Source organism: Ectobacillus ponti (assembly GCF_024294785.1).
Lineage (GTDB): Bacteria > Bacillota > Bacilli > Bacillales > Bacillaceae_G > Ectobacillus > Ectobacillus ponti.
The window spans coordinates 52,910-59,181 of the sequence record NZ_JANCLT010000019.1; the positions used below are offsets into that span (position 1 = coordinate 52,910).

Here is a 6,272-nt window from a genome sequence, read left to right on the forward strand (position 1 = left end):
ATTGGATTGCCAACAAGATATCATAACATATGGTATTGTTTCTAAAACCACGAATAGCCCCGAAAACTATCGTGTTAGAGATAAACAATGAAATGCGAACTATTTATATTAAGCAGGAGGGAAACACATGCGTACGACTTTTATGGCAAAAGCTACTGAAGTTGAGCGTAAATGGTACGTTGTCGACGCGGAAGGCCAGACTCTAGGTCGCCTTGCTAGCGAAGTTGCTGCTATTTTACGCGGTAAGAACAAACCGACTTTTACACCACACGTTGACACTGGTGATCACGTAATCATCATCAACGCTGAGAAGATTCAATTAACAGGCAACAAGCTGAACGATAAAATCTACTACCGTCACAGCCAACATCCAGGCGGTCTGAAGCAGCGTACTGCTTTGGAAATGCGTACAAACTACCCAGTTCAAATGATCGAGCTTGCAGTTAAAGGCATGCTTCCAAAGAACAGCCTTGGCCGTCAAACGATCAAGAAGCTGAAAGTGTATGCTGGCGCTCAGCATCCACACCAAGCACAACAACCAGAAGTTTACGAACTTCGCGGATAATCTACTAAGGAGGGTTTAATTTGGCACAGGTTCAATACTATGGCACTGGACGTCGTAAGAGTTCAGTAGCGCGCGTGCGCCTCGTTCCAGGCGAAGGCCGCGTAATCATCAACGGTCGTGAGTTTGAAAACTACATTCCATTCGCAGCATTGCGTGAAGTTGTAAAGCAACCTCTTGTTGCAACTGAAACTTTGGGCGGCTACGATGTTCTTGTAAATGTAAACGGCGGCGGCTACACTGGCCAAGCTGGTGCAATCCGTCACGGTATCGCAAGAGCATTGCTGAAAGCTGATCCTGAGTACCGTCTGACTCTGAAGCGTGCAGGTCTTCTGACTCGTGATGCACGTATGAAAGAGCGTAAGAAATACGGTCTCAAAGGCGCTCGTCGCGCACCTCAGTTCTCCAAGCGTTAATCTTGGCGATCAGGAGACTCCCGGCCATGTTGGCCCGGGAGTCTTTTTATTTCGTTTTGCATATCATCAAACAACGGCCCTCATCTTATTCCAGGGTCTTTTTCATGCCGCTTTGGAATATTTTAAGCCGCATGTTCCCTTTCCGGACGCTCAGACTAGCTAGTAGGGAGGGTTTCTCATTGATGAATGTTATCACTACCTTCAAGGACAAACGACGCGAAAAGCAGTTGAAATACGAACGGAGAATGCTGAAGGAAATTTCACTGACAGCGCTCCGCAAACATATACAGCAGTGCTTTGAAAATTATACGGACAGTGTGCTGTTCAGCCGGCACTGTGAGGAATATTGTATTGAATTAGCTATTGAATCTTATCTGCTGGGTGCCCGCTACAGCAAATTCGGCTACTATGGCGAGCCGCTGATGCAGGTGCGGGACCGTGCTTGTCATGAAGAGCAGGACTTAACGGAATTGCTGTTCCATTTCATGCAGAATGTCCCGATTGCCGAGATGGAAGAGGAGCAGCGGCATCAATTATATGAGCTCTGTCAAAGCTTCATCACTTCCTGGTGGACAGAGGGCTACGAAAAAGGAGAGCGCCGTTATCGGCTGCGGCTTCATTAACATATGCTTCCCCCGGCTGGGGGAAGTTTTCTTTTTCGCTCATATTCCCTCCACTTGTCCCATATATCTTAAGTAGAGGACGGGCCGAAGGGGAGATGACATGAGGCGGATCAAGCTGATTTCCTTTGTGCTGGCGGCCGTGATTTTAATCGTTCTGGTCAGGTATGAGTTTAACTTATCCAAGTCATGGAGGGCATGGAACCTGCCGCTGTCAGGCAAGATTATTGTGCTGGATGCCGGACATGGCGGACCTGATGGAGGCGCGGTCGGCGGAGAGGATATTGTGGAGAAGGATATTAACCTGGAAATTGCCAAGCACCTGCGGGATTATCTGCAGGAGCAGGGGGCGCTTGTCATTATGACAAGAATTAAAGATGAAGATCTGGCTGAAGAAGATACAAAAAGCTATAGCCGCAGGAAAGCACAGGATTTAAAAGAACGGGTGGAGCTGATTAACAATTCGAAAGCAGACCTCTTTATCAGCATTCACTTGAATGCCATTCCAATCAGCGATTCCAAGGGGGCGCAGACCTTCTACTACCGCTCTCTGGTGGAGAATGAGCGGGCGGCCAAATTTGTGCAGGCGGAGCTGCGGACGAGTCTGGAAAATACACACCGTCTGGCCAAGACCATCAACCATGTCTATCTGCTGAAGCATTCAAAGGTGCCCGGGGTTTTGGTGGAGGCTGGCTTTCTCTCAAATGTCAATGAACGCTACTTATTAAACTCCGAAGAATATCAAAAGAAGGTGGCGGCTGCTATATACCGTGGAGCACTGCGCTACTTCACAGAAAAGGGGAATCCTCCGGACTAAATGCGGAGGATTTTTTGTGTTCTGTGCTATACTAATAGGAGTGTATTGATTCTAACTAACAGGTAGGTGACTGAATATGATTACAAGAGAACAAATCGTGGAAGCGCTTGAGCAGCTGACAGATCCGCTTTTACATAAAACACTGAAAGAGACAAATGCCATCAAAGAAGTGAGTGTGAAGCCGGAAAAGGCTCACGTGAGCATTAAAATCGCATTGGCAAAGACAGGAACAGGCGAACAGATGCAGCTGCAGGGTACAATCGTAAAGCTGGTGAAGGAGCTGGGAGCGGCAACAGTGGGGCTGCGCTTTACAGAGCTGGAGCCGGAGGAGCTCGCGAAGCATGTCGCTCCGCAAAAGGAAGTGCAGACACTGCTGTCCCCTGGATCCAAAACAGTATTCCTGGCAGTAGCCAGCGGCAAGGGCGGTGTCGGCAAGTCTACGGTCTCCGTCAACCTGGCTGTCGCTCTGGCGCGTTTGGGCAAAAAGGTGGGCATTCTGGATGCCGATATCTATGGCTTCAGTGTACCTGACATGATGGGTATTACTACGCGTCCGGTAGTCCGCAACGAGCGCATCGTTCCGGTGGACCGCTTTGGCGTCAAAGTCATTTCCATGGGCTTCTTTGTGGAAGACAATGCACCGGTCATCTGGCGCGGCCCGATGCTCGGCAAAATGCTGAATCAGTTCTTCTCTGAGGTGGAGTGGGGAGAGCTGGATTATCTCGTGCTGGACCTGCCTCCGGGCACAGGAGATGTGGCATTGGACATTCATGGGCTTCTGCCGTCCTGCAAGGAAATCATCGTAACAACACCGCATCCGACAGCAGCTTTCGTAGCAGCGCGTGCCGGGGCGATGGCAATCCGCACAGAGCATGAAATCCTCGGCGTTGTCGAGAACATGTCCTACTTTGAAAGCAAGGTAACAGGCGAAAAGGAGTATGTGTTCGGCCATGGGGGCGGACAGAAGCTTGCGGATGATCTGCAGACGAAGCTGCTGGGACAGATTCCGCTGCAGCAGCCGAAGTGGGACGACCGCGACTTTGCTCCATCCGTATATGATGCTGAACACAGAGTCGGCCAAATCTATAATGAGATTGCCGGGAAAGTCATTCAAGCAATTGAAGGCTGAATACAAAAATAAACCTCTTCTTAGGAAGAGGTTTATTTTTTAGTGGCTTGAGCTTTCTCAACAGCTTTGCTGATGACGTCAATCATTTTTGCCTGGAACAATGGGCTTTCAGCTGTTTCGCTCACCACTTGCTGCAAATACGCCCGGTAATCCTTGCTCTTCATGACATCTGTCATAAGCTTGGCAACATCCGGGTTCTTCATAATATCAATAACGCCGGCCTGGAATTGCGGATCCTTCATAAGGGACTTCATAAGATCAGCCTGCTGCTTCTGCATGCTTTTTGCGTAGGCTGCGGCAAACTGCGGATCCTTAAATGACTTTTCCCAGAAGGCTTGTCCCTTATCAGATACAATAACTTCCTCAATGGTTTTTCTGACGAGCGCTTCGTCCATCACCAGTGCTTGCTTCATTTTCTCATCTGCCAAGACATCCATGATCGCCTTTTTACCTTGGTCCGTCTTCAGGATATCAACGACCATTTTCTTTGTTTGATCATAATCCGGCTGTGCGCTTGTTGTCTTTTCCTGCGCGCAGGCAGCCGCCGCCAAAAGGAGTAGAAATGACAGCAGTACGAACGGAATCCGTTTCATATACCGGAGCCCCTTTCACAAGTTTCTCTTTCTTAATATAAATATTTTGGAAAAGATTATGCGCTTCCTGACTAGCTTTTTAAATTTGGCATTGCTACAATTTAGAAAGAATATACAGAATAGTGGGGGATTTCACGTTGACCAGCCGTAAATGGGTACATTTGTTTTTGTCAACTTTGGTGTTGGGCGGAGTAAGTACCGTATTGTTTGGCTTCCTGTTCCGGTGGAAGCAATTTCAGGGCTTTGGCGCGACAGAGCTTCTTTGGAACGCAGCAGCTTTGTTGTTAACAGGACTTTTGTTCAGTGTATTGAGCCAGATGGGATTCTTTGCATATCTGACCGTTCACCGATTCGGGCTGGGTATGTTTCGTTCAGCCTCTCTATGGAACATGGTGCAGGTGCTGCTGGTTCTGTTTGTACTGTTTGATTTCGTATATCTTCGTTCAATCATTGGAAAGGCAGAGACAGAGTCTGTCGGCATGAATATAGTGATTGCCGCCTTTCTTTTGGTGGCGGGATTGGCTGTAGCTTATGTCAAGAGCAAGGAAACAAATCAACAAGCATTTATCCCGGCGCTTTTCTTCATGGTGGTGGTAACCATTGCGGAGTGGATGCCGGCATTGCGCACAGACAGTATTGAATGGTTGTATCTGATGATTGTGCCGCTTTTGCTTTGCAATGCTTATCAAATCTTGATTCTGCACCGCCTTGTGCAAAAGAAAAGCTGATCCCGTGCGGATCAGCTTTTATCGTATTCCCTTGCTGTTTGCTTTTGTATTCGAAATGAGCTCGGACACAGAAGCATTCGTGTAGCCCTCTCCTTTCAGCTTTTGAAGCAGAAGCGGCAGGGCCTTATTGGTTTGCAGCGCCGAATCAGAGGCGTGCAGCAGAATGATGTCACCGTTATGCAGGTTGGAGCTTACATCGGTGACAATTTTGGAAATGCCGGGGTTCTTCCAATCCTCGGAATTGTTGCTCCAATGCACCACTGTGTAGCCGAAGGAATCAGCAATTTTCAGTACGGTCTTATTGAAGCTGCCGCTCGGCGGCCGAAGCAGCTGAACCTGTTTGATTCCCAGCTTTGTGAAGACCTCCTGCGCCTTCAGCATATCCCGGCGCACCTCGACAGACTCTAATGTTGTATAGTCCTTGTAGTTATAACCCATACTTCCAATTTCATGGCCATCCGTTTTAATACGCTCTACAATATCAGGGTGACGCTCCGCCCATGCTGCTGATAAGAAGAAGGTGGCATTGCGGACCCCATTCTTTTTCAGCGTGTCCAAAATGGGTACAGCCTGTGCATCCCCCCAGCTGATATCGAACGTCAAGGAAACCTGCTTTCGGGATGAGTCACCTTTATAAATAGCTTTTGGGCCGGTGACGGTGGAGAATACCGATTGCTGCGAATATGTTTCAATAAACAGAAACCAGGCTGTGAACAGAGACAATAGGGCAATCAAGATCACTTGTCTCAGCTTGCTTTTGCTTGTTACAAAGAAGAAAAACATAGCCACTCCTCTCCTCTTGTCCATTCCTTTTCAGTTACATATATGCAGAAAAGAAGCGAAACATACCTCGATGGTTTTTGGTGTTTGGTTTCCGGTGTGGTCGGTACATAAAATTATTCATAAAAAGGCTGGAATGGGAAATAATGAGAGTAAATCTATTCTATGAGGTGCATATATGCTGGGGCTGCTTGTGAATCAACAGGAAATAAAGGAACTGGAGTATCTGCTGAAAAGAGAAATGGATGAGATTTTGTTCGACTTTGATGATCATCGTATTGATCAGCTTGTGAAGCGTTCCATGGAGGAGCGGTACAAAACATTGTTCAAGCTGTTTACCCGAATTGCTTCACCAAATGAATGCTCCCGTTATGTTTGGAAGAAAGCAAGTAAGTAAAAACTTTATTGACATACATAGATGGCTTGTGTTAAATTAATATTCGTCGCTGATGAACAGCGCAACAAAATACAGCTTGAATATAATACGAAACAAAGTGTTGACATTATATTCATGAAATGGTATTATGAGAAAGTCGCTGAACGAGCGACAGACAAGCTCTTTGAAAACTGAACAAAACACAAAACGTCAACATTTATTTTTTGAAGCTAGACAAACACTTTTATGGA

The 6,272-nt window shown here is 47.1% G+C and carries 8 protein-coding genes and 1 pseudogene; 7 read left to right on the forward strand and 2 right to left on the reverse strand.

Annotated features, from left to right (window positions below; all coding sequences use genetic code 11):
* Positions 1-127 precede the first annotated feature (127 nt).
* The 5 genes from rplM (at position 128) to salA (ending at position 3,544) form a co-directional block, all read left to right on the forward strand.
* A complete protein-coding gene (rplM, locus tag NK662_RS21710) occupies positions 128-565 on the forward strand; it encodes a 50S ribosomal protein L13 (protein ID WP_254761071.1) in 438 nt (145 codons plus the stop codon).
* Positions 566-585: 20 nt separating this feature from the next.
* Entirely contained in the window at positions 586-978 is a 393-nt protein-coding gene (rpsI, locus tag NK662_RS21715) for a 30S ribosomal protein S9 (protein ID WP_254761072.1), read from the forward strand.
* A gap of 182 nt (positions 979-1,160) precedes the next feature.
* The gene (locus tag NK662_RS21720) at positions 1,161-1,601 is read left to right on the forward strand and encodes a DUF2521 family protein (RefSeq protein ID WP_254761081.1); all 441 of its coding nucleotides are present in this window, start codon (positions 1,161-1,163) and stop codon (positions 1,599-1,601) included.
* Positions 1,602-1,701: 100 nt separating this feature from the next.
* A complete protein-coding gene (gene cwlD / locus NK662_RS21725; protein WP_254761073.1) occupies positions 1,702-2,415 on the forward strand; it encodes an N-acetylmuramoyl-L-alanine amidase CwlD in 714 nt (237 codons plus the stop codon).
* 76 nt (positions 2,416-2,491) lie between these two features.
* The gene (gene salA / locus NK662_RS21730) at positions 2,492-3,544 is read left to right on the forward strand and encodes an iron-sulfur carrier protein/transcriptional regulator SalA (protein WP_254761074.1); all 1,053 of its coding nucleotides are present in this window, start codon (positions 2,492-2,494) and stop codon (positions 3,542-3,544) included.
* Between the two features lie 47 nt (positions 3,545-3,591).
* On the opposite strand, the pseudogene gerD reads toward salA, so the two are convergent.
* Positions 3,592-4,137: pseudogene (gene gerD, locus NK662_RS21735) on the reverse strand (spore germination lipoprotein GerD); the annotation flags it as partial.
* Positions 4,138-4,274: 137 nt separating this feature from the next.
* Between gerD and NK662_RS21740 the strand changes: the two are divergent.
* Entirely contained in the window at positions 4,275-4,865 is a 591-nt protein-coding gene (locus tag NK662_RS21740) for a KinB-signaling pathway activation protein (RefSeq protein ID WP_254761075.1), read from the forward strand.
* Positions 4,866-4,883: 18 nt separating this feature from the next.
* Here NK662_RS21740 and pdaB read toward each other — a convergent pair whose 3' ends face one another.
* Positions 4,884-5,648 (reverse strand): polysaccharide deacetylase family sporulation protein PdaB, encoded by a 765-nt coding sequence (pdaB, locus tag NK662_RS21745; RefSeq protein WP_254761076.1) that lies wholly within the window; start codon positions 5,646-5,648, stop codon positions 4,884-4,886.
* A 175-nt stretch (positions 5,649-5,823) separates the two neighbouring features.
* Between pdaB and NK662_RS21750 the strand changes: the two genes are divergently transcribed.
* On the forward strand, positions 5,824-6,042 hold the full coding sequence (locus NK662_RS21750; protein WP_254761077.1) for a hypothetical protein: 219 nt from the start codon (positions 5,824-5,826) through the stop codon (positions 6,040-6,042).
* Positions 6,043-6,272: the final 230 nt, after the last annotated feature.